The 19,277-nt window shown below is 41.3% G+C and carries 15 protein-coding genes and 1 tRNA gene; 7 read left to right on the top strand and 9 right to left on the bottom strand.

All coding sequences use genetic code 11. The annotated features are described in order from the left end of the window. Positions 1 to 5: 5 nt before the first annotated feature. Both ACJHV0_RS10445 and ACJHV0_RS10440 read right to left on the bottom strand, forming a co-directional pair. Positions 6 to 695 carry an N-acetylmannosamine-6-phosphate 2-epimerase gene (locus ACJHV0_RS10445; RefSeq protein WP_334234554.1) on the bottom strand — a complete coding sequence of 230 codons (690 nt, stop codon included), beginning with the start codon at positions 693 to 695 and terminating at the stop codon, positions 6 to 8. Positions 696 to 898: 203 nt separating this feature from the next. Next, a tRNA-Sec gene (locus tag ACJHV0_RS10440) sits at positions 899 to 993 on the bottom strand. Positions 994 to 1,060: 67 nt separating this feature from the next. Here ACJHV0_RS10440 and selA point away from each other — a divergent pair. The 7 genes from selA (at position 1,061) to trkA (ending at position 11,492) form a co-directional block, all read left to right on the top strand. Next, the gene (selA, locus tag ACJHV0_RS10435) at positions 1,061 to 2,446 is read left to right on the top strand and encodes an L-seryl-tRNA(Sec) selenium transferase (protein ID WP_483134162.1); all 1,386 of its coding nucleotides are present in this window, start codon (positions 1,061 to 1,063) and stop codon (positions 2,444 to 2,446) included. Further along, positions 2,443 to 4,299 (top strand): selenocysteine-specific translation elongation factor, encoded by a 1,857-nt coding sequence (selB, locus tag ACJHV0_RS10430; protein ID WP_483134161.1) that lies wholly within the window; start codon positions 2,443 to 2,445, stop codon positions 4,297 to 4,299. The genes selA and selB overlap by 4 nt, the downstream gene beginning before the upstream one ends. A gap of 178 nt (positions 4,300 to 4,477) precedes the next feature. Next, complete coding sequence (locus ACJHV0_RS10425) at positions 4,478 to 5,440, top strand: TAXI family TRAP transporter solute-binding subunit (RefSeq protein ID WP_483134160.1); 963 nt, start codon at positions 4,478 to 4,480, stop codon at positions 5,438 to 5,440. A 205-nt stretch (positions 5,441 to 5,645) separates the two neighbouring features. Continuing rightward, complete coding sequence (locus ACJHV0_RS10420; RefSeq protein WP_483134159.1) at positions 5,646 to 8,282, top strand: TRAP transporter permease; 2,637 nt, start codon at positions 5,646 to 5,648, stop codon at positions 8,280 to 8,282. 37 nt (positions 8,283 to 8,319) lie between these two features. Beyond that, positions 8,320 to 8,745 carry a universal stress protein gene (locus ACJHV0_RS10415; RefSeq protein WP_483134158.1) on the top strand — a complete coding sequence of 142 codons (426 nt, stop codon included), beginning with the start codon at positions 8,320 to 8,322 and terminating at the stop codon, positions 8,743 to 8,745. Between the two features lie 35 nt (positions 8,746 to 8,780). Next, positions 8,781 to 10,115 carry a 16S rRNA (cytosine(967)-C(5))-methyltransferase RsmB gene (rsmB, locus tag ACJHV0_RS10410; RefSeq protein WP_483134157.1) on the top strand — a complete coding sequence of 445 codons (1,335 nt, stop codon included), beginning with the start codon at positions 8,781 to 8,783 and terminating at the stop codon, positions 10,113 to 10,115. Further along, a complete protein-coding gene (gene trkA, locus ACJHV0_RS10405; RefSeq protein WP_483134156.1) occupies positions 10,116 to 11,492 on the top strand; it encodes a Trk system potassium transporter TrkA in 1,377 nt (458 codons plus the stop codon). A 76-nt stretch (positions 11,493 to 11,568) separates the two neighbouring features. Here the strand turns inward: trkA and ACJHV0_RS10400 are convergent, their stop codons facing one another. The 7 genes from ACJHV0_RS10400 to ACJHV0_RS10370 form a co-directional block, all read right to left on the bottom strand. Then, a complete protein-coding gene (locus tag ACJHV0_RS10400; protein WP_025234978.1) occupies positions 11,569 to 12,219 on the bottom strand; it encodes a YagU family protein in 651 nt (216 codons plus the stop codon). 247 nt (positions 12,220 to 12,466) lie between these two features. After that, positions 12,467 to 13,912, bottom strand: a complete 1,446-nt coding sequence (aldA, locus tag ACJHV0_RS10395) for an aldehyde dehydrogenase (RefSeq protein ID WP_483134176.1) — start codon at positions 13,910 to 13,912, stop codon at positions 12,467 to 12,469. A gap of 222 nt (positions 13,913 to 14,134) precedes the next feature. Further along, positions 14,135 to 15,286 carry a lactaldehyde reductase gene (gene fucO, locus ACJHV0_RS10390; RefSeq protein ID WP_334234549.1) on the bottom strand — a complete coding sequence of 384 codons (1,152 nt, stop codon included), beginning with the start codon at positions 15,284 to 15,286 and terminating at the stop codon, positions 14,135 to 14,137. A gap of 142 nt (positions 15,287 to 15,428) precedes the next feature. Beyond that, positions 15,429 to 15,680, bottom strand: coding sequence for a PTS sugar transporter subunit IIB (locus tag ACJHV0_RS10385; RefSeq protein ID WP_283386627.1), 252 nt, complete (start codon positions 15,678 to 15,680; stop codon positions 15,429 to 15,431). A 55-nt stretch (positions 15,681 to 15,735) separates the two neighbouring features. Next, complete coding sequence (locus ACJHV0_RS10380; protein ID WP_483134155.1) at positions 15,736 to 16,683, bottom strand: substrate-binding domain-containing protein; 948 nt, start codon at positions 16,681 to 16,683, stop codon at positions 15,736 to 15,738. A gap of 24 nt (positions 16,684 to 16,707) precedes the next feature. Then, positions 16,708 to 17,706, bottom strand: a complete 999-nt coding sequence (locus ACJHV0_RS10375) for an ABC transporter permease (protein ID WP_188157136.1) — start codon at positions 17,704 to 17,706, stop codon at positions 16,708 to 16,710. Further along, positions 17,703 to 19,232 (bottom strand): sugar ABC transporter ATP-binding protein, encoded by a 1,530-nt coding sequence (locus tag ACJHV0_RS10370; RefSeq protein ID WP_025234984.1) that lies wholly within the window; start codon positions 19,230 to 19,232, stop codon positions 17,703 to 17,705. The genes ACJHV0_RS10375 and ACJHV0_RS10370 overlap by 4 nt, the downstream gene beginning before the upstream one ends. Positions 19,233 to 19,277: the final 45 nt, after the last annotated feature.

Genomic DNA, 19,277 nt, shown 5'->3' with positions numbered 1-19,277 from the left:
TACCTCTATTTTTGAGCAGATTTCACCGAATCTGCAAACCAACTGACGATATGCTCTAGGCGTGTTAAAGCTGAACCCACCGTTACATAATCGGCACCGATTTCAATCGCGACTTTGGCTAGTTCCGGAGTGTTGTAACGACCTTCCGCCATCACATTACAACCTGCAGCTTTTAAATCTTTTACTAATTGATAATCCGGCTCGTCAGGAATTGGTCCGCCTGTGTAGCCCGACATTGTACTGCCTACAATATCAAAACCTAACTGTTGGCAATGTAAGCCTTCTTCTAGGTTTGAGCAGTCTGCCATCGCTAAACAGCCTTTTTCGTGAATGCGTTTTACTGCATCTTCAATACTCACAGGGCGAGTACGGAACGTACCATCCACGGCAATAATATCGGCACCGGCATCAGCGAGAGCATCAATATCTTCTAAGAATGGAGTAATACGAACTGGCGAATCGGGTAAATCACGTTTTACAATACCGATAATTGGCACATTAATCACAGGACGGGTGGCTTTTAAATTATCCACACCCTCAATGCGGATGCCTTTTGCACCCCCAATCACAGAGGCGGCTGCCATTGCAGCAACAATTTCGGGTTTATCCATCGGACCATCGTCCACCGGTTGGCAAGAGGCAATCAGCCCGTTTTGAATTTTGTTTAAAATAGTATCACGAGATAGTTTTGACATAACGTTTCCTTTTTTAGATTTCAAAAGGTAGTCAATGGACTAGATTTTGGTGTGAAGAAATACTCCAAATAATTATACTTTAATAAATATTTACTACAAATAGAAAAGTGAAAAAATGTGAGATAGGTCGCATTTTTGATAAAAATTTAGCTATGTGATGTGTAAAAACGAAAAAGCCGTTATTGCTAACGGCTTTTAGAATTTGGCGGAAGTGAATGGGAGTCGAACCCACCCGAGAACGCTGGCGTCCTCAACAGGATTTGAAATCCTGCCACCTCACCGGAGATGACGCACTTCCGAATATGTGGCAATATTCTACTTTATTTATTAGAATTATCCAAATTATTCTCTTAAAGAAACCTATTATGCAGCAACTATTTCGCCAAATTCCGTCCATAGACCATCTCTTAAAGCAACCGCAAGCGGTCGAATTATGCCAAAAATTTACACATTCTGCGGTGGTGGAACAATCACGCCTACTGATTGAACAGGCTCGGCAATTTATTGTCAATCATCACGCTGTTCCCTCTTTTATTACTGATGAAAATGAATTTTTTGCTTGCTTGGCAAATCAACTTCAAGCATTGAGTGAAGTAAAAATTCAAACCGTCTTTAACCTTACCGGCACGGTGCTGCATACAAATTTGGGGCGTGGATTATGGTCAGAAAAAGCGGTTGAAGCAGCCACCAACGCAATGCGAAATAATGTGGCGTTAGAGTTTGATATTTCGGAGGGCAAACGCTCGCACCGTGATAATTATATTTCTGAATTAATGCAAAAGCTTACGGGTGCTGAGGCGGCTTGCGTAGTAAATAATAATGCCGCAGCGGTGTTGTTAATGCTTGCCACTTTTGCTCAAGGTAAAGAGGTGATTGTTTCTCGTGGCGAATTGGTGGAAATTGGTGGAGCATTTCGCATTCCTGATATTATGGCTCAAGCGGGCTGTAAGTTGGTGGAAGTTGGTACAACCAACCGTACCCATTTGAAAGATTATCGTAATGCGATCACCGAAAATACCGCCTTTTTAATGAAAGTCCACACCAGTAATTACCACATTGAAGGCTTTACCAGCTCGGTGTCGGAAGAAGAATTGGTTGCATTAGGCAAAGAGTTTAACTTGCCTGTAATTAGCGATTTAGGCAGCGGCTCGCTAACCGATATGCGAGCGTTAAATCTACCTGCTGAACCAATGGTGCAACAAAAAGTGGCAGCGGGTGTGAGTTTGATTTCATTTTCGGGTGATAAATTATTAGGTGGTCCACAAGCCGGTATTATTGTGGGGAGCAAAGCGATGATTGAACAGTTGCAACAACACCCATTAAAACGGGTGCTACGTTGCGATAAAGTAATTTTATCCGCTCTTGAAGCAACACTTCGCCACTATTTATTCCCTGACAAAATCACACAAGATTTACCGACTTTAAACTTACTCACCCAATCGGTCGAAGTACTACAACATAAAGCCGAACGACTAAAAGCCGCATTAAGCAAGCGGTTAAATTCCACTTATACTTTGCAAATTGAACCCAGCATCGCACAAATCGGCAGTGGTGCGTTACCGTCTGAAACCTTACCTTCGGTAGCGGTAACCATTTCCGCCGAAAAACAGAGCGATTTACTCGCATTGGAAAAACAATTTAAAACCTTCCCAAGCCCGATTATCGGCAGATTTTCAGCACAGAAATTTTGGTTGGATTTAAGATCGGTGGCGGAGTTTGAACAATTACTAACAATGTTGGAGAAAGAATGATTTTTGTAACCGCAGGGCACGTCGATCACGGCAAAACCTCTCTTTTACAAGCCTTAACCGGCACAGATACAACCCATCTTCCCGAAGAACAAAAACGGGGGCTGACCATTGATTTAGGCTATGCTTACTTGCCGATAGATAACGATATTTTAGGCTTCATTGATGTGCCGGGGCATCAGCGTTTTTTATCCAATATGTTGGCAGGTTTGGGCGGTATTAACCACGCATTATTGGTTATTTCTGCCGAAGAAGGCATTAAACCACAAACAGAAGAACATCTGGAAATTTTGCGTTTGCTGAATTTCCAGCATATTATGATTGTGCTTACCAAAGCGGACAGAGTTGACGCATCGCAAATTAGCCGGCTAATCGAACAAGTGAAAACCGTTTACCCGTTTTTAGCGGAGGCGAAAACTTTTGTTACCTCAGCCAAAACATTGCAAGGTATTGAAGAATTAAAAGCTCATTTAATTCAGCTTAATCAGCAAAATCACCAAATAAATAAGCCGTTCCGTTATGCGATTGACCGTGTATTTAATGTGAAAGGAGCGGGCTTGGTGGTAACAGGTACAACGGTGGCAGGCAAAGTTAGCGTTGGCTCTGAGTTGTTTTTGTCGAACGGTAAAAAAGTGCGTGTGAAAGCCATTCACGCCCAAAATACACCTTCGGAAATGGGAGTAGCAGGGCAACGTTTGGCGTTAAATATTGCAAACGTGGAAAAAGAAGAAATCAAGCGTGGCGATTGGATTACCGAGCTTGAGCCGAGATTTGCCACCGACCGTATTACGGTTTTACTTACGGCAAATCAAGCCTTAAAAGAGAATAGCATTGTCCATTTGTACCACTTCGCCTCGCATATTACAGGCAAACTCAATTTGCTTGAGGGCAAACAAGCGGTCAAAAATCAGCAATATTTTGCAGAAGTGATTTTAGACGAGCCATTGCATATTGCGGTAAATGATAAGTTGATTATCCGCAGTGGCGATGACAGCCAAACTTTAGCGGGGGCGGAAGTGTTGGAAATCCACTCGCCGAAACGCCATAAACGCACGGATGAGCGTTTAGCATTGGTAAAAAATTTAGCAAAAACGACCGCTTGTAATGATTTTTCAGCACGCATTGATCTTTATCTGCAAAACAGAGCAATGGATTTGCCGTTACTATTATGGGCGGAGCAATGTTTTGCTGAAGATATTGCAAAACTTGGCTTTGATGTTTCTTCAAAATGGTTATTCAATGCCGATTTTAAAGCCCAAGCTCAGCAACGAGTGTTGGAAAAAATGGCGGAATATCATCAGCAGCACCAAGATCAAATCGGTGTAACCAAAGCCCGTTTATATCGCATTGCGTTATTGGATTTGCCTGAACATTTGGCTAATCAATTTATTGATGATTTGGTGGAGCAAAAAGTCTTGGCAAATAGCCGAGGTTGGTTGCACTTGCCTGAACATCGCATTGAGTTTAATGCGAGCGAATTGCAAATTTGGCAACAAATTCGACCGCTTTTTGAAGCAACTAATCAAGCACTTTGGGTGCGAGATATTGCGAGCTCGCTCTCTATTGATGAAACCCAAATGCGTAATCTTCTGTATAAAGCAGGAAAGTTAGGTTATTTGATCCCGATTGTGAAAGACCGCTTCTTATTAAGTGAGCAAATTAGCGAATTTGCCGCATTGATTAAGAAATTTATAGCGGAAAATGGCTCGATTTCGGTGAATCAATTGCGTGATGAGTTAGGTTATGGGCGAAAATTAACAGTTCAGTTAATTGAATATTTCGACCGTTCCGGTTTTTTGAGACGCAAAGGTGATGTACATTTGTTACGAGATTGTGAAACTTTTGCATCAAATTAATTCAGAATAGAATTTTTTATTATTAAAAATAAATTTACTAATTTAAAAATCTATGTTAAAACTCAAAATCCAAGAGGCAAATGCAACTCAAAGAAGTTTCGTATCTCTTATGGTGTTTGGAGCGGTGGCTCAAAAACAAAAATTCTTATTTTCCCTCTTAATATTTAGGAGCTAAAAAATGAAAAAATTAGTCAAACTTTCTTTCCTTGCAAGCCTTGTGATGGGAACTGCTTCAGTTCAAGCGGCTGAAACGTTCGTAACTATCGGTACAGGTGGTCAAACCGGGGTTTATTATGTTGTAGGTCAATCAATCTGCCAATTAGTAAACCGTGATTCAGCGAAAACAGGTTTAAAATGTAATGCACCTTCAACCGGAGCTTCGGTTGCAAACCTAAACTCAATTGCAGCGAAAGAAATGGATATGGGTATTGCACAATCAGACTGGCAATATCACGCATATAATGGCTCAAGCTCATTTGAAGGTAAGAAAAACGATAAGATCCGTGCTATTTTCTCACTTCACCCTGAACCATTCACCGTAATGGCTCGTACTGATGCGAATATCAAATCTTTCGATGATTTAAAAGCAAAACGTGTAAACGTGGGTGATCCTGGTTCCGGCACTCGTGCAACAATGAATGTTATCTTAGCTGCAAAAGGTTGGACGGATAAAGATTTTAAAGTGGCTTCTGAGTTAAAACCGGCTGAAATGGCATCGGTAATGTGTGATAACAACTTAGATGCAATCACTTATAATGTAGGTCATCCGAACGGTGCGTTAAAAGAAGCAGCAGCATCTTGTGATGCAAAATTAGTACCGGTAACCGGTCCTGAAATCGATAAATTAGTGGCAGATCACTCATACTATGCAAAAGCAACTATTCCGGGCGGTTTATATAAAGGTTCTGATGAACCAACAGAAACCTTCGGTGTGTATGCAACCTTAGTAACTTCTGCCGATGTTGATTCAGATAAAGTGTATAACGTAACTAAAGCGGTATTTGATAACTTCGACCGTTTCAAACGTTTACACCCGGCGTTTGAAAATTTAAAACAAGAAGAAATGATTAAAAATGCACTTTCTGCTCCGTTACACGAAGGGGCTGTGCGTTACTACAAAGAGAAAGGTTGGATTAAATAGTCCGCTTTTATCTTAGATTTATGCGTAATCAGCACGTTTTTTGGCGTGCTGGTTTTTTGCGTTTATAAGGCTGTTGATAATTTATCGATTTTTCCTTTTGATCTATAAGTTATCCATAGTATTTTGTTTAGCAAGCGGTGGTTTTTTCGAGAAAATTTGCAAATTTTTTATCAAATATGACCGCTTGTCTTTTTGAGGAATTATTATGTCGGTTGAATCTAAAGCTGATTATGATGACCTACAAGATATGGTCGCTTCAAACGATACAGGTGGTCGAACTCCGTCCGGTTTGGCGAAAAAAGCCATTGTGTATGTCGCTATTCTTTGGTCTATCTTCCAAATTTACTACGCTTCTCCATTGCCATTTGTTTTCCAAGAATGGCTTACCCAAGCAGGTATTAACTTGAATGTGGTGGTAGATGACACCAAAGCTCGTTCTATCCACTTAGCCTTTGCGATGTTCTTGGCTTTCCTGTCTTATCCTGCCTTTGCAACTTCGCCAAAACATCGTATTCCAAAGATTGATTGGGTGTTTGCGATAGTCGGAGCTTGCTTGGCGTTGTACTATATTTTCTTCTATGAAGGCTTGGTAAAACGCTTTGGTGCACCTAATACACAAGATATTATCGCAGGTTGCTTAGGGATTTTATTAGTGCTTGAAGCTACTCGTCGTAGCTTAGGCTTGCCGCTTGTTATTATTGCGATTGTGTTCCTGATTTATAACTTCTTCGGGCAATATTTCCCTGCTGATTGGATTGTAAGCCATCGCTCAGGTTCACTTTCCCAAATTATTAACCAACAATGGATTACCACCGAAGGGGTGTTTGGTGTTGCACTCGGTGTTTCAACGAAATATGTGTTCTTGTTTGTGTTGTTTGGTGCATTGTTAGACAAAGCCGGTGCAGGTAACTATTTCATTAAGACCGCTTTTGCTTATTTAGGGCATTTGCGTGGTGGTCCTGCAAAAGCAGCGGTAGTCTCTTCTGCATTAACAGGATTAATTTCAGGTTCATCAATTGCGAATGTGGTAACCACAGGTACGTTCACTATTCCAATGATGAAACGTGTTGGTTTTACTAAAGAAAAAGCGGGTGCGGTGGAAGTGGCATCTTCCGTGAACGGACAGATTATGCCACCGGTAATGGGAGCAGCGGCATTTTTGATGATTGAATATGTGAATATGCCATATAGTCAATTGATTACGCACGCCTTCTTACCGGCATTGATTTCTTATATCGCATTGGTTTATATCGTGCATTTAGAAGCTTGTAAGATGAATTTACAAGGCTTACCAAGAGCGGAAGAACCAAGCCCGATTTTAGTTTTCTTGTTAAGAACTGTTGCTTCAATTTTAGTGATTGTTGGTCTGGCTATCGGGGTTTACTACGGTTTAGGTTGGATTCGTAATGTTGCTGAAGATTATGCCTTCATTATCGTTTGCGTCTTCTTAGGCTTGTGGTATTTACTGGCAATTCGCCGTGTAGCAAACTACCCTGATTTAGAAGCGGACGATCCAAATTCAGAGATTGTCTCTCTACCAAAAAGAAAACCAACCGTAAATGCAGGCTTACATTACCTCATTCCTGTTGTTGTGTTGCTTTGGTGCTTAATGGTGGAAATGCTTTCGCCGGGTTTATCTGCATTCTGGGGAACAATTACATTAATTTTCATTCAATTAACCCAACGTCCGTTACTCAATTTCTTCCGTAAGGAGACGGTAACGAAAGAGATTATCAAGCAAGGTATTCGAGATGTGGTAGATAGCCTTGAGGCTGGCGGTCGTAATATGACGGGTATTGCCCTTGCAACTGCAACCGCAGGTATTATTGTGGGGGTTGTTGCATTAACAGGTTTCGGTGTGCAGCTCTCAAGTGTGATTGAGTTACTATCAATGGGCAACATTGTACTAATGTTGATTTTAGTTGCTATCTTCAGCTTGATTTTAGGTATGGGCTTACCAACTACAGCAAACTACATTGTGGTGTCATCATTAATGGCAACGGTGATTGTGGAAGTTGGTCGCCAAAACGGTTTAATTGTGCCATTGATTGCTGTGCATTTATTTGTGTTCTATTTCGGGATTATGGCTGACGTTACCCCACCTGTTGGTTTAGCTTCTTTCGCAGCAGCGGCAATTTCAGGCGGTAGCCCGATTAATACAGGTATGGTTGCGTTTAAATATAGCTTAAGAACAGCAATTTTACCGTTCTTATTTATTTTTAATACCGACTTATTATTAATTGATCTGCGTTATCCGGGGCACGGCTGGGTAGTCTTTATTACTGCAACCGTTGGGGTTCTCGCCTTTACCTCTGCAACAATGCAATATATTGTTACCAAAAACAAATGGTGGGAAACGGTGTTGCTTGTAGTTGCGGCATTTGCCTTGTTCCGTCCGGGCTTCTTTATGGATAGAATTTATCCGTCAGAACGCTATATTGAGCCGGTGCAGTTTGAAGAACAATTACTTGAGAGCAAAGTGGGTCAAAGCGTTACTTTAAAAGTGGAAGGTTTGAACCCTTACGGTAAAGAAATTGAGTTCTACGCTCAATTACCTGTACCGGAAGGTTTAACCGGCGAAGAACGTTTGAAAAACTTAGGTTTAACGCTTATTCAAACTGATGAAAAAATCGAAGTTGATGGCGTAGAAACACCAAAAGTGGTGATTGATATGGTTGAGATTGATTCCCCAGCGGCTAAAGCAGGCTTAAACTGGGATCAAACTATTCACTATGTTGCAGTTCCACAAGATGCACCATCGAAAGATTGGATTTTCATTCCAGCCTTGTTAGTGGTGTTTGGCGTGGTGCTAAACCAACGTCGTCGTGTGAAAAAATCATAAGTAAATGGGAGGGCATTCCCTCCCTATAGGATTTATTATGTATAACAAAATACTGATAGCTATTGATTTAGCAGATCTTAAAAGTGCGAAATATGTGGTAGATACTGCGTTAAAAATGACTGCAAATAATCCAAATGCAGTTTATCGTGTGGCTTCTATTATTGAACCTGTGGATAACAGTCTCATTTCAGCGTTTTTACCAAAAAACTTTGATAAAGCGGTTGTTGAGGAAGCAAATCAGAAATTGCACGAGTTTACGGAGGCATATTTTCCTGAAGGTTCAAAAGTGCAGCACATTGTTGCGTATGGCACAATTTACGAAGAAATTTGCCGTATTGCTGATGAGAAAGCGGTTGATTTAATCCTAATGCTTGCAAGTAGTAAGCCGGAAGCAAAAGGATTAAGCTCTAATACGGTAAAAGTTGCTCGTAATACAAACAAGCCAATTTTAGTTTTAAGATAATCTCGCATTCAGTTACAATAGTGCCATTCTGTCGAATGGCATTTTTATTTATGAAAAAACAATCTACAAAAGCACTTTCTTCTCGAGCAGTGAGTGCAACTATTATTTTACAAGTTTTAGATCAAGGGAAATCGCTCTCAACCCTTATTCCTGAAGCTCAAAAACAGCTTGACCCAAAAGATTTACCTTTGGTACAAGAAATTACTTTTGGGGTGTGCAGAGTGTTGCCTCGCCTTGAATCGATCATCAAATTATTGGTAGAAAAACCCCTAAAAGACAAAACCCGTTTAGTACATTGCTTATTGCTGGTCGGGTTATATCAATTGCTTTATATGCGAGTGCCCGCCCACGCAGCGGTTGATGAAGTAGTTAATGCAACCAAATCGCTAAAATTAGATAGCTTCCGAGCCTTAACCAACGGTGTGCTTCGTCGTTTCTTGCGAGAGCAGGACGAAATGTTGGCAAAGGTAGATAAACATTGGCAAACGTTACACCCTGAATGGCTGGTGAACAAACTCAAAAAGGTCTATCCAAATTGGCGAGAAATTGTGGAGGCAAACAACCAACGTCCACCAATGTGGATTAGGGTCAATCAGCAACATATCAAAGCAAAAGACTATGCCGTATTACTTGGCGATGTAGTTGCAAAAAATTCAGCAAATCTGACCGCTTGTTCCCCTCATTGTGCCTTGCTATTAGATAAGCCGGTTAGCGTAAATCAACTACACAATTTCGAGCAAGGTTGGGCAACGGTGCAAGACGCTCACGCACAATGGTCGGCAGAATTGTTGGGAGCAGAAAATGGTGAAACTATTTTAGATGCCTGTGCTGCTCCGGGCGGAAAAACCACTCATATTTTAGAAAAAGCACCGAATGCAAAAGTTATCGCATTAGATATTGAAGAAAGCCGTTTAAACCGAGTGCGAGAAAATTTAGTCAGACTTCAGCAAAGTGCAACTGTGATTTGTGGTGATGCTTCAAAGCCTCAAGAATGGTTAGACGGTGATGTAATGTTCGACCGTATTTTATTAGATGCCCCTTGTTCCGCAACAGGGGTTATTCGTCGCCACCCTGATATTAAATGGCTACGCCAAGAAAGCGACATTCCGGAGCTGGCACAATTACAAGGTAATATTTTAAGAGCATTATGGGATAGACTGAAACCCAACGGTATTTTGCTTTATGCAACTTGTTCGGTATTACCTGAAGAAAATAGCGAACAAATTCAACGATTTGTACAAGAAACGCCAAATGCAAAATTAATGGAAATGGATTTTAACGGTGAAAAAGTATTGGAAAAGCAGTTTTTTCCACACCAAAATGGTGGCGATGGTTTCTTCTACGCAAAATTACAAAAAGTGGCAAATTAAATGAAAATTATCATTTTAGGTGCAGGACAAGCAGGCTCTACACTGGCAGAAAATTTAGTGAGTGAAGATAACGATATTGTTTTAATCGACAACGATCCTGCACGCTTAGACAAGTTAAAAGATAAGCACGATTTACAAGTTATTCGTGGTGAATTTGCCTCTCCTCGAACACTCCGAGATGCGGGAGCAAATGATGCAGATTTATTAGTTGCCGTTACCAGTAGCGATGAAGTAAATATGATTGCTTGCCAAATTGCCTATACGCTATTTAATGTTCCGACCAAAATTGCTCGTATTCGTAATGCCGATTATGTGAGAGAAAGAGAGCGACTATTTAATAATGATGTGTTGCCAATTGATCATATTATCGCTCCGGAAATTTTAGTAAAAGAAGATATTCTACGCCTTATTCACTATCCGGGAGCATTGCAAATTACCCAATTTGCCAATGAATTAGTGAGTATTGTAAACGTAAAAGCCTATTATGGTGGACCGCTAGTGGGCTACCCGATTTCCGCATTGCGAGATCATCTCCCACACATTGAAGCTCGTATTGTGGCGATTTTCCGACAAGATAAAGCAATTGTGCCACAAGGTTCAACCATTATTGAAGCAGGCGATGAAGTCTTTTTCATCTGTGCCACTCAACATATCCGAGCGGTAATGGGGGAATTACAACGCCTAGATAAGCCCCATAAACGCATTATGATTGTAGGTGGTGGGAGTATTGGTTCGTCTCTGGCACGAGATTTGGAAGATCAATATCGAGTTAAAATTATTGAACGCAATCCAAAACTAGCCGAAAAGTTAGCTGAGAAACTCTCCAACACACTTGTTTTAACTGGTGATGCTTCTGATGAAGAATTGCTGTTTGAAGAGCATATCGAAAATATCGACTTATTCCTTGCGGTAACGAGCGATGACGAAGCCAATATTATGTCCGCACTACTGGCAAAACGGCTAGGTGCAAAAAAAGTGATTATTTTAGTGCAGCGTTCGGCTTATCTACACCTTATTCAAGGTGGTACTATTGATATTGCAATCTCTCCTCAACAAGCTACTATTTCAGAGTTAGCAAGTTATGTTAGAAAGGGCGACATTTTACAAGTTTCCTCGTTAAAATTAGGTGTTGCCGGTGCGGTAGAAATCATCGCTCACGGCGATGAAAGCTCTTCAAAAGTGGTAGGCAGACAAATCCGAGAAATAAAACTGCCACAAGGTGCAATTGTAGGTGCGGTAGTGCGAGGCGAAGAAGTTATTATTGCCCACAAATCTACCGTCATTCAAGAAAACGACCGAGTTATTATTTTTGTAAACGATAAGAAACAAATAGACGAAATTGAAAAACTGTTCCAAATTGGGGTGTTTTTCTTATAAAAGAAAGAGCATTGTTTTAAAGCAATGCTCTTTTTCGTTTGCAAATTTTTAAGCAAATATTACCGCTTGTAGTTGATTAACGGAAAGGTTGATCTAACGGCACTTCTGCATCAGGTTCACGTGTAATGCGGTTACGCAAATCACGGCGGATAACCTCAATGGTCCAGAACCAGAAAATATGACCTACTAATTCTGAAATGTGTTCGTATAAAGGCCATTCAGCAACAGGTGGTGTTAATCCTAAAGCAGGGAATGTGATGTAGTGAACACAGATGTTTGCAATAATACCTGCACCAATACCTTGCCAGAATTTAATTTTTGGGAAAATTTCCGCAACGATACAGTAACCAATCGCAAATACTAAAGAGAAGATCATATGAGTTACACCGATTGAGTTGAATGGGTGATCTGCAAAGGTAAAGGCAACGGTGTTGTAAGGGTCGATGCCGATATAATCACGCAAGAACACCGCCGGTGGGTTTAAAAACGCACGTGAACACTCTTGTAATGCAATTGTTTTGGCGGCAACTTGATCTGCTGCGGCATTCATTGCATCTAAAACAGGTTGTGGACAAGCTGCGGTGAATAAATCAATCGGGCTACGCGGTGGGAATGGATGCTCTGCTCCCCATTTTACAAATGCTGAGATAATACCTGCAATAATACCGATAAATACAGCTAAACCATAACGGCGACGGTTTGGGTTTGTTTGTTGGAAAATACTCATAATGAAATCCTAATTTGAAAGAATTATTGTGTTACTCCATTTTATGAAACGTTATTTCACAATGGCAAGAGCATTTTGCACCTAATTAATTCAAATAGCAAATTAAATAATCAAGATGAGGTAATCATAAATAATTATTTAACTATTGAATAACATTTCATTCTTATTGTTTTCAATTTGGATACAAAATTGATTAAAAATAACCCCGCTCAAAAATGAGTGGGGTTTTGAATTTTTATCTTAAAAATTAGACTTTATCATCAAACTGTAAGTAAACCACTTGAGTTTGGAGGTACTCTTCTAAGCCGTGTTTACCGTCTGCACCGCCAATACCCGATTTACGCCAGCCAGCGTGGTAGCCTTGCATTGCTTCAAAGTTTTCACGGTTTACATAGGTTTCACCGAATTTCAGGCGAGAGATCACTTTCATTGCTTTGTTAATGTTTTGGGTGTAAACCGAAGAGGTTAAGCCGTATTCGCAGTCGTTGGCGAGTTTAATCGCCTCATCAATGGTTTCAAAGGTGGCAACTGGAATAACCGGCCCGAAAATCTCGTGGCGCATAATATCCATGGTGTTGTCCACATTATCGATGATCGTCGGTTCAAAATAGTAACCGGTGCCTTCCACCGCTTTACCGCCTAATACTAAGTTACCGCCTTGATGAATCGCGTGACTCACCATTTCTTGCACTTTGTGTAAGCCTTTTTCATTCACCATCGGGCCCATATCAATATCATCGCGCTCTAACGGGTTGCCGTATTTGACCGCCTTCATTCGCTCAACGAGTTTTTGTACGAACTGCTCTTTGATAGAGCTGTGCACGTAAATACGCTCTGCACAGTTACATACCTGTCCTGAGTTGATCACACGAGAGTTCACCACCGCAGTCGCAGCAAGGTCTAAATCCGCATCATCCAATACAATCGCAGGGGCTTTACCGCCTAATTCTAAATTCACTTTGATGATGTTTTTGCTCGCCGCTTCCATTACTTTGTGACCAGCGAATTGGCTACCGGTGAATGACACCATGCCCACTTTTTCATTGCCAGAAAGCTCTGGGCCAACTTCGTTGCCGTAGCCAGTGACGACATTAAATACGCCTTTCGGTAAGCCGATTTGATGCACGATTTCAGAGAATAAAATCGCATTGTTTGGTGCATCTTCACTTGGTTTAATCACGATAGTGTTACCTGTTACCAATGCAGGAGCAGCTTTACGCGCAATAAGGAAGAACGGGAAGTTCCACGGCAGAATACCGGTGGTCACACCAATCGCTTTTTTGTAGAGGAAAATATGTTCGTTCGGGCGGTCACTTTGGATAATTTCGCCTTCATAACGGCGAGCCCACTCTGCCATATAATCTAAATAGTCGGCCGTGAAATGCACTTCAATAGTGGCGAGAGAAAGGGTTTTCCCCATCTCTTCGGAAATGGTGCGAGCGATTTCATCGGCGCGCTCACGAATGCCTACCGCAATTTTGCGCAGATATTGCCCACGTTGTACAGCCGGTAAACGTTCCCACGCTTCTTGTGCGGCTTCGGCTGCATCAATGGCAATTTTAGCGTCTTCTTCACCACCGCGTGGTACTTCGGAAATTGCTTGTTCGGTTGCTGGGTTGTAAACCGCTAATGTGCGTCCGTCTAATGCTGGGACGAATTCACCGTTAATGTACATTTGATACTGTTTTACCATCATTTGCTCCTTTTATATCCGCTATGGAAAATTCATACTTATCATTTGCTAATTGGTCAAGTTTTGCAAATGAATTGTTGTTTTTATGTTAAGCTTGATAAATAAATGTGAATAAGATCACATTTATTTCTGATTAAAAACCAATAAAAATGCCCGATTTTTCCATAAAATTGAAAAAATCGGGCATTTTTATAAACTAGATTTTGTTTGCTGTGTAGAAAATTAGAATGCAATTTTATACACTTCTAACAATTCTTCAGGGGTGCAATCACGAGGGTTACCACCGGTGCAGACATCATTGAAAGCATCTACCGATAGTGCCGGTAAGTCTTCTTCTTTCACGCCAATTTGGTGAAGTTTTGGTGGAATCCCCACATCTTGTGAAAGTTGTTGAACCGCTTTGATCGCAGCATTACGATATTCTTCTTGGCTCATTTCATCAACACCTTTGACGCCCATTGCTCGGGCAATTTCACGGTATTTTTCGCCGGTGTAGTTTTTGTTAAATTCCATTACATACGGTAATAGCACCGCATTCGCAATACCGTGTGGGGTGTCGTAGTAAGCTGAAAGTGGGTGTGCCATACTATGCACTACGCCTAAGCCCACATTTGAGAACCCCATACCTGCCACATATTGACCGAGAGCCATTCCTTCAATATCTTTTGGATTTTTCTCTACCGCACCGCGTAGTGAACGGCTGATAAGTTCAATCGCTTTTAAGTGTAGGGCGTCCGTTAATTCCCAAGCGGCTTTGGTGATATAGCCTTCGATGGCGTGGGTAAGTGCATCCATACCGGTTGCTGCTGCAAGGCTTTTCGGCATAGATTCCATCATATCCGGATCGACTAATGCCACTGCCGGTACATCGTGTACGTCCACACACACGAATTTACGTTTTTTCTCTTCGTCTGTGATAACGTAGTTGATGGTTACTTCCGCTGCAGTACCTGCGGTGGTTGGCACTGCGATAATCGGTACACATTTTTGGTGGGTTGGGGCAACGCCTTCGAGTGAAAGCACATCGCTAAATTCAGGGTTATTAATGATGATACCAATCGCTTTCGCACTATCAATTGGTGAGCCACCACCGATAGCGATTAAATAGTCTGCACCGGAGGCTTTAAATTTTTCTACGCCAGCTTTGATCACATCAACTGCCGGGTTGGCTTTCACTTCATCAAAAATTTCATAAGGTAGATTTTCTGCATCAAGTAAGTCAGTTACTTTTTGTGCAACATTAAACTTGATAAGATCTTTGTCTGTAACGACAAGAGCTTTATTGAAACTGCGACTTTTCACTTCGTGAACAATGTGTTGAATTGCTCCTTTACCGTGATAGCTGGTTTCGTTAAGGATCAGACGATTTGACATAATATTTTCCTTCTTAAAAGTTAAACAATTCGGTTAACTTGCAAGCGGTAAAATTATGGCGATTTTTTGCAAATTTTTATAAAAATTTCACCGCTTGTAATAATAAATTCGGCTGATAATGCATTAGGAATAGCAGTTAAAACTAAATATTTAAAATACGTTTTATTTCATCACGATAGTGTTCTGCTTCACTACCAAAGATGGATTGAATCACGGAGCCTGAAGTAACTACACCTAAAGCACCCACCGATTTGATTTTGTCCCATTCTACGATTTGGGTATTTTTGACTTCAACACGCAAGCGTGTGATACAGGCGTAAACATCAACAATATTTTCTTTGCCACCAAGGGCTGCAATCACAACAAGAGCTTTATCGGTAAGAGAGTTTGACATAGAGTTTTCCTTTTTGGTTAAAGGGTGGGTTGCCCCACCCTGTTTAACTTGGTGTTTAGTAAAGAACACCTTTCGCTTCTTCGCTATCAATGTTTTCTTTCGTGACATACACCACCCCGGTATCGATCACTTTTTCAACTTTCTCGCCTTTAATCAATTTACCGATGGTGTCCACGCCTTTGTAGCCCATTTGGTAAGAAGATTGCACCACGATGCCGTCTAAAGTCCCATCACGTACGAAGTTTTGTAAGTCTGAGTTACCGTCAAAGCCAACAGCAACGATTTTGCCTGCGAAACCTTTTTGTTTCACTGCACGTGCCATACCGACTGCGGTTGGTTCGTTCGCACCGAAGATCGCTGCGATGTCTGGGTTAGAACCTAAAACGTCTTCAGTTTGGTTCAATGCTTTGGTCATATCAGAGTCTGAGTAGTATGGGCCGACGATTTTGTAATCTGCTTTCGCTTTGATTTCATCAACAAAGCCACCGGTACGCTCAATCGCAGACGCTGCACCTTGGGTGAAGCTCATGACTGCCACTTTGCCACCTTTCACTTTTGCCAATAATTTTTCAGCTGCTAATTTACCTGCCGCACGGTTATCGGTCGCTAGGAATGATTGGTAGTATTTGCCGTCACTGTTGATACCTGAGTCAATTAATACCACTGGAATGCCGCTTTCATAAGCTTTTTTCACAGCCGGTACTAATGCCACCGGGTCAGATGCGGCAAGTACGATACCTGCTACACCACGGTTTACAGCGTTGTCCACCATATTTACTTGGGCGTCAATCGCAGTTTCAGCTTCAGGACCTTGGAAAGTCACTTTGTATTGTCCACCAATATCTTTACCTGCAACTTCCGCACCTTTACGTACGTTTTGCCAGAAGGTAGAGTTAGCTGATTTTACGATTACAGCGATTTCATCGGATTTTGCCCACGCTGAGCCTGCAAATAGGGTTGATAAACCTAAGATAGTTGCAGTGAATAATGCGGTTTTTTTCATTTTAAATTCTCCTATGAGAGTTGATTATTTTTTACCGGCTTTTTTAGATTGACGTAGTTGGTCAAGAGAAACCGCTACGATAATCACAAGCCCGATGACAATCATTTGAACAAATGAAGAGACGCCATTCATATTCAAACCATTACGGAGTACACCGATAATGAATGACCCAATCAGTGTGCCAGGGATTGTACCGATACCACCTGAAAGTGATGTACCCCCAACAACAGCACTGGCGATAGCATCCAGCTCGTAAGATACACCACCGTTTGGCTGTGCAGTTACTAAGCGAGAGGCTAGAATTACACCTGTTAAACCAGAGAGTAAACCACTGGCAGTATAGGCATAAAGTTTTACGATATTGGTTTTGATACCGGATAAGCGAGCTGCTTCTTCGTTAGAACCAATTGCGTATAAGTAACGTCCAACTTTCAATTTAGCTAAAGCGAAAGTGAACAAGATGGTAATGAAGATCATGATGATTACAGGGTATGGAATACCGGCAAACACCACTTTCGGTAAGCCGTTTGCTCCTTCTTCAACAATTTTAAATAACGCACCGTTACCTAAGTTAGCAAAGGATTCCGGCATACCTGATACAGGCGCTGCGTTGGTGACATAAAGCGCTAAACCACGAGCCACCATCATCATACCAAGGGTTGCGATAAATGGCGGGAGTTTCATACGAGTGACTAATACGCCGTTGATTAAACCGCAGATACCGCCTACGATAATCCCGAAAATCATACCAAGTGGTACCGGTACGCCTGCGTTTACGATCATTGCCGCTGCGACACCGGAAAGTGCTACAACTGAACCGGTACTTAAGTCAATCCCGCCGGTTAAGATTACGCAGGTTGCCCCGATACCGATTAAGGCGATGGTAGAGGTTTGTAAACCTACCGTCATAATGTTGTTAGAGGTAAAGAAGTATTCATTGGTTACGCTGAAGAAGATGATTAACAGAACTAAACCTGCTAATGCTGCCATTTTGCGTAACATTTCTTTTTGTTTTTCACTCATTTTGCCACCCCATATTCTTTAGCAAACATATTTTTCACACCTGTTGCATAATGCATAATTTCTTCTTGGTTGGTTTTCTTGGTTTCAAGCATACCGGTCATTCTGCCTTCACGCATCACGATGATACGGTCTGAAATACCTAATACTTCCGGTAATTCTGATGAAATCACAATTACCCCGACACCGCTTGCCGCTAACTCATCAAGGAGCTGATAGATAGCGTATTTCGCCCCAACGTCGATACCACGGGTTGGTTCATCGAAGATCATCACTTTCGCTTCACGGAACAACCATTTGCCGATAACTACTTTTTGTTGGTTACCACCACTTAAGTTTTGTACTTTTTGTTCAATGGTTGGTGTTTTGATTTCCATTTTGTCGATAAAGGTATTTGAGGCTTTTTCTTCCTCTTCGTAGGAAATTACACCAAGTCCGTTAGAGACTTTATCCATCGATGCCATAGTGATATTTTCACGAATTGACATTCTTACTGCTACACCGTTAAGTTTACGGTCTTCAGATAAGTAGGCGATACCTGCTTGAATCGCATCGCTTGGGTCTTTAATACTCACTTTTTGGTCGTGAATAAAAATTTCACCGCCATCAAGTGGGTCTGCACCGAAAATCGCACGAGCTAATTCAGTACGTTTTGCCCCCACTAAGCCTGTGAAACCTAAAATCTCACCTTTACGCAAGTCAAAGTTAAGCGGCTCAAACACGCCGTGGCGTTCTGCGTTCATTACCGAAAGAATAATTTCATCAGTTACGACAGCAGTTTTTGGTGGGAAGTGGTTATCCAATGAACGACCTACCATTTTAGTGATGATTTCATCCATCGTGATTTCATCAAATTTATGGTTAGATACATAAGTTCCGTCACGGAAAATCGTAATGTGGTTACAGATGCGTTTAAGTTCTTCCATACGGTGAGAAATGTAAACAATACTCACGCCTTTAGAACGTAGCTTATCCACTAATTCAAAGAGTTTATCGATCTCTTTTTCTGTTAAGGCTGAGGTTGGCTCATCCATAATCAGAATTTCAACATCGAAAGAGAGGGCTTTGGCAATTTCCACCATTTGTTGTTTTGCCACTGATAACATTCTCACTTCATCAGTCGGGTCCACATCAATATCAAATAATGCCAATAATTTTGCCGATTCCTCAATCATTTTCTCTTTATCGACCAAGCCGTGTTTTAAAGGCTCACGGGCAAAGAAAATGTTTTCTGCCACGGTTAAATGTGGAATGAGGTTCAGCTCTTGGAAAATCATACTGATACCGGCTTTTTGTGCCTCTAAAACCGATTCAAATTGAACAGGTTTGCCTTTATACACAATTTCGCCTTGATCCGCTTTATGCACACCAATCATACATTTCATTAATGTCGATTTGCCTGCACCGTTTTCCCCCATTAGGGCGTGAACTTCGCCCTTACGCAAGGTGAGTTCAACATTTTTTAATGCATTCACACCGGCAAAAGATTTGCTGATGTTTTTCATCGTCAGTATTACTTCGTTTGACATACTGCACTCCGTTTGTAAATTTCTTTCAAAAAAGAACCGCTTGTT

The organism is Mannheimia sp. (genome assembly GCF_056854775.1).
The sequence above is the reverse complement of the archived record's forward strand: the minus strand, read 5'-3'. Positions and strand labels throughout refer to the sequence as shown.

What these genes read in the sequence shown, in the direction of transcription:
- ACJHV0_RS10445 (WP_334234554.1), bottom strand. Translation starts at nt 695, where the DNA reads ATGTCAAAACTATCTCGTGATACTATTTTAAACAAAATTCAAAACGGG.
- selA (WP_483134162.1), top strand. Translation starts at nt 1,061, where the DNA reads ATGCAGCAACTATTTCGCCAAATTCCGTCCATAGACCATCTCTTAAAG.
- selB (WP_483134161.1), top strand. Translation starts at nt 2,443, where the DNA reads ATGATTTTTGTAACCGCAGGGCACGTCGATCACGGCAAAACCTCTCTT.
- ACJHV0_RS10425 (WP_483134160.1), top strand. Translation starts at nt 4,478, where the DNA reads ATGAAAAAATTAGTCAAACTTTCTTTCCTTGCAAGCCTTGTGATGGGA.
- ACJHV0_RS10420 (WP_483134159.1), top strand. Translation starts at nt 5,646, where the DNA reads ATGTCGGTTGAATCTAAAGCTGATTATGATGACCTACAAGATATGGTC.
- ACJHV0_RS10415 (WP_483134158.1), top strand. Translation starts at nt 8,320, where the DNA reads ATGTATAACAAAATACTGATAGCTATTGATTTAGCAGATCTTAAAAGT.
- rsmB (WP_483134157.1), top strand. Translation starts at nt 8,781, where the DNA reads ATGGCATTTTTATTTATGAAAAAACAATCTACAAAAGCACTTTCTTCT.
- trkA (WP_483134156.1), top strand. Translation starts at nt 10,116, where the DNA reads ATGAAAATTATCATTTTAGGTGCAGGACAAGCAGGCTCTACACTGGCA.
- ACJHV0_RS10400 (WP_025234978.1), bottom strand. Translation starts at nt 12,219, where the DNA reads ATGAGTATTTTCCAACAAACAAACCCAAACCGTCGCCGTTATGGTTTA.
- aldA (WP_483134176.1), bottom strand. Translation starts at nt 13,912, where the DNA reads ATGGTAAAACAGTATCAAATGTACATTAACGGTGAATTCGTCCCAGCA.
- fucO (WP_334234549.1), bottom strand. Translation starts at nt 15,286, where the DNA reads ATGTCAAATCGTCTGATCCTTAACGAAACCAGCTATCACGGTAAAGGA.
- ACJHV0_RS10385 (WP_283386627.1), bottom strand. Translation starts at nt 15,680, where the DNA reads ATGTCAAACTCTCTTACCGATAAAGCTCTTGTTGTGATTGCAGCCCTT.
- ACJHV0_RS10380 (WP_483134155.1), bottom strand. Translation starts at nt 16,683, where the DNA reads ATGAAAAAAACCGCATTATTCACTGCAACTATCTTAGGTTTATCAACC.
- ACJHV0_RS10375 (WP_188157136.1), bottom strand. Translation starts at nt 17,706, where the DNA reads ATGAGTGAAAAACAAAAAGAAATGTTACGCAAAATGGCAGCATTAGCA.
- ACJHV0_RS10370 (WP_025234984.1), bottom strand. Translation starts at nt 19,232, where the DNA reads ATGTCAAACGAAGTAATACTGACGATGAAAAACATCAGCAAATCTTTT.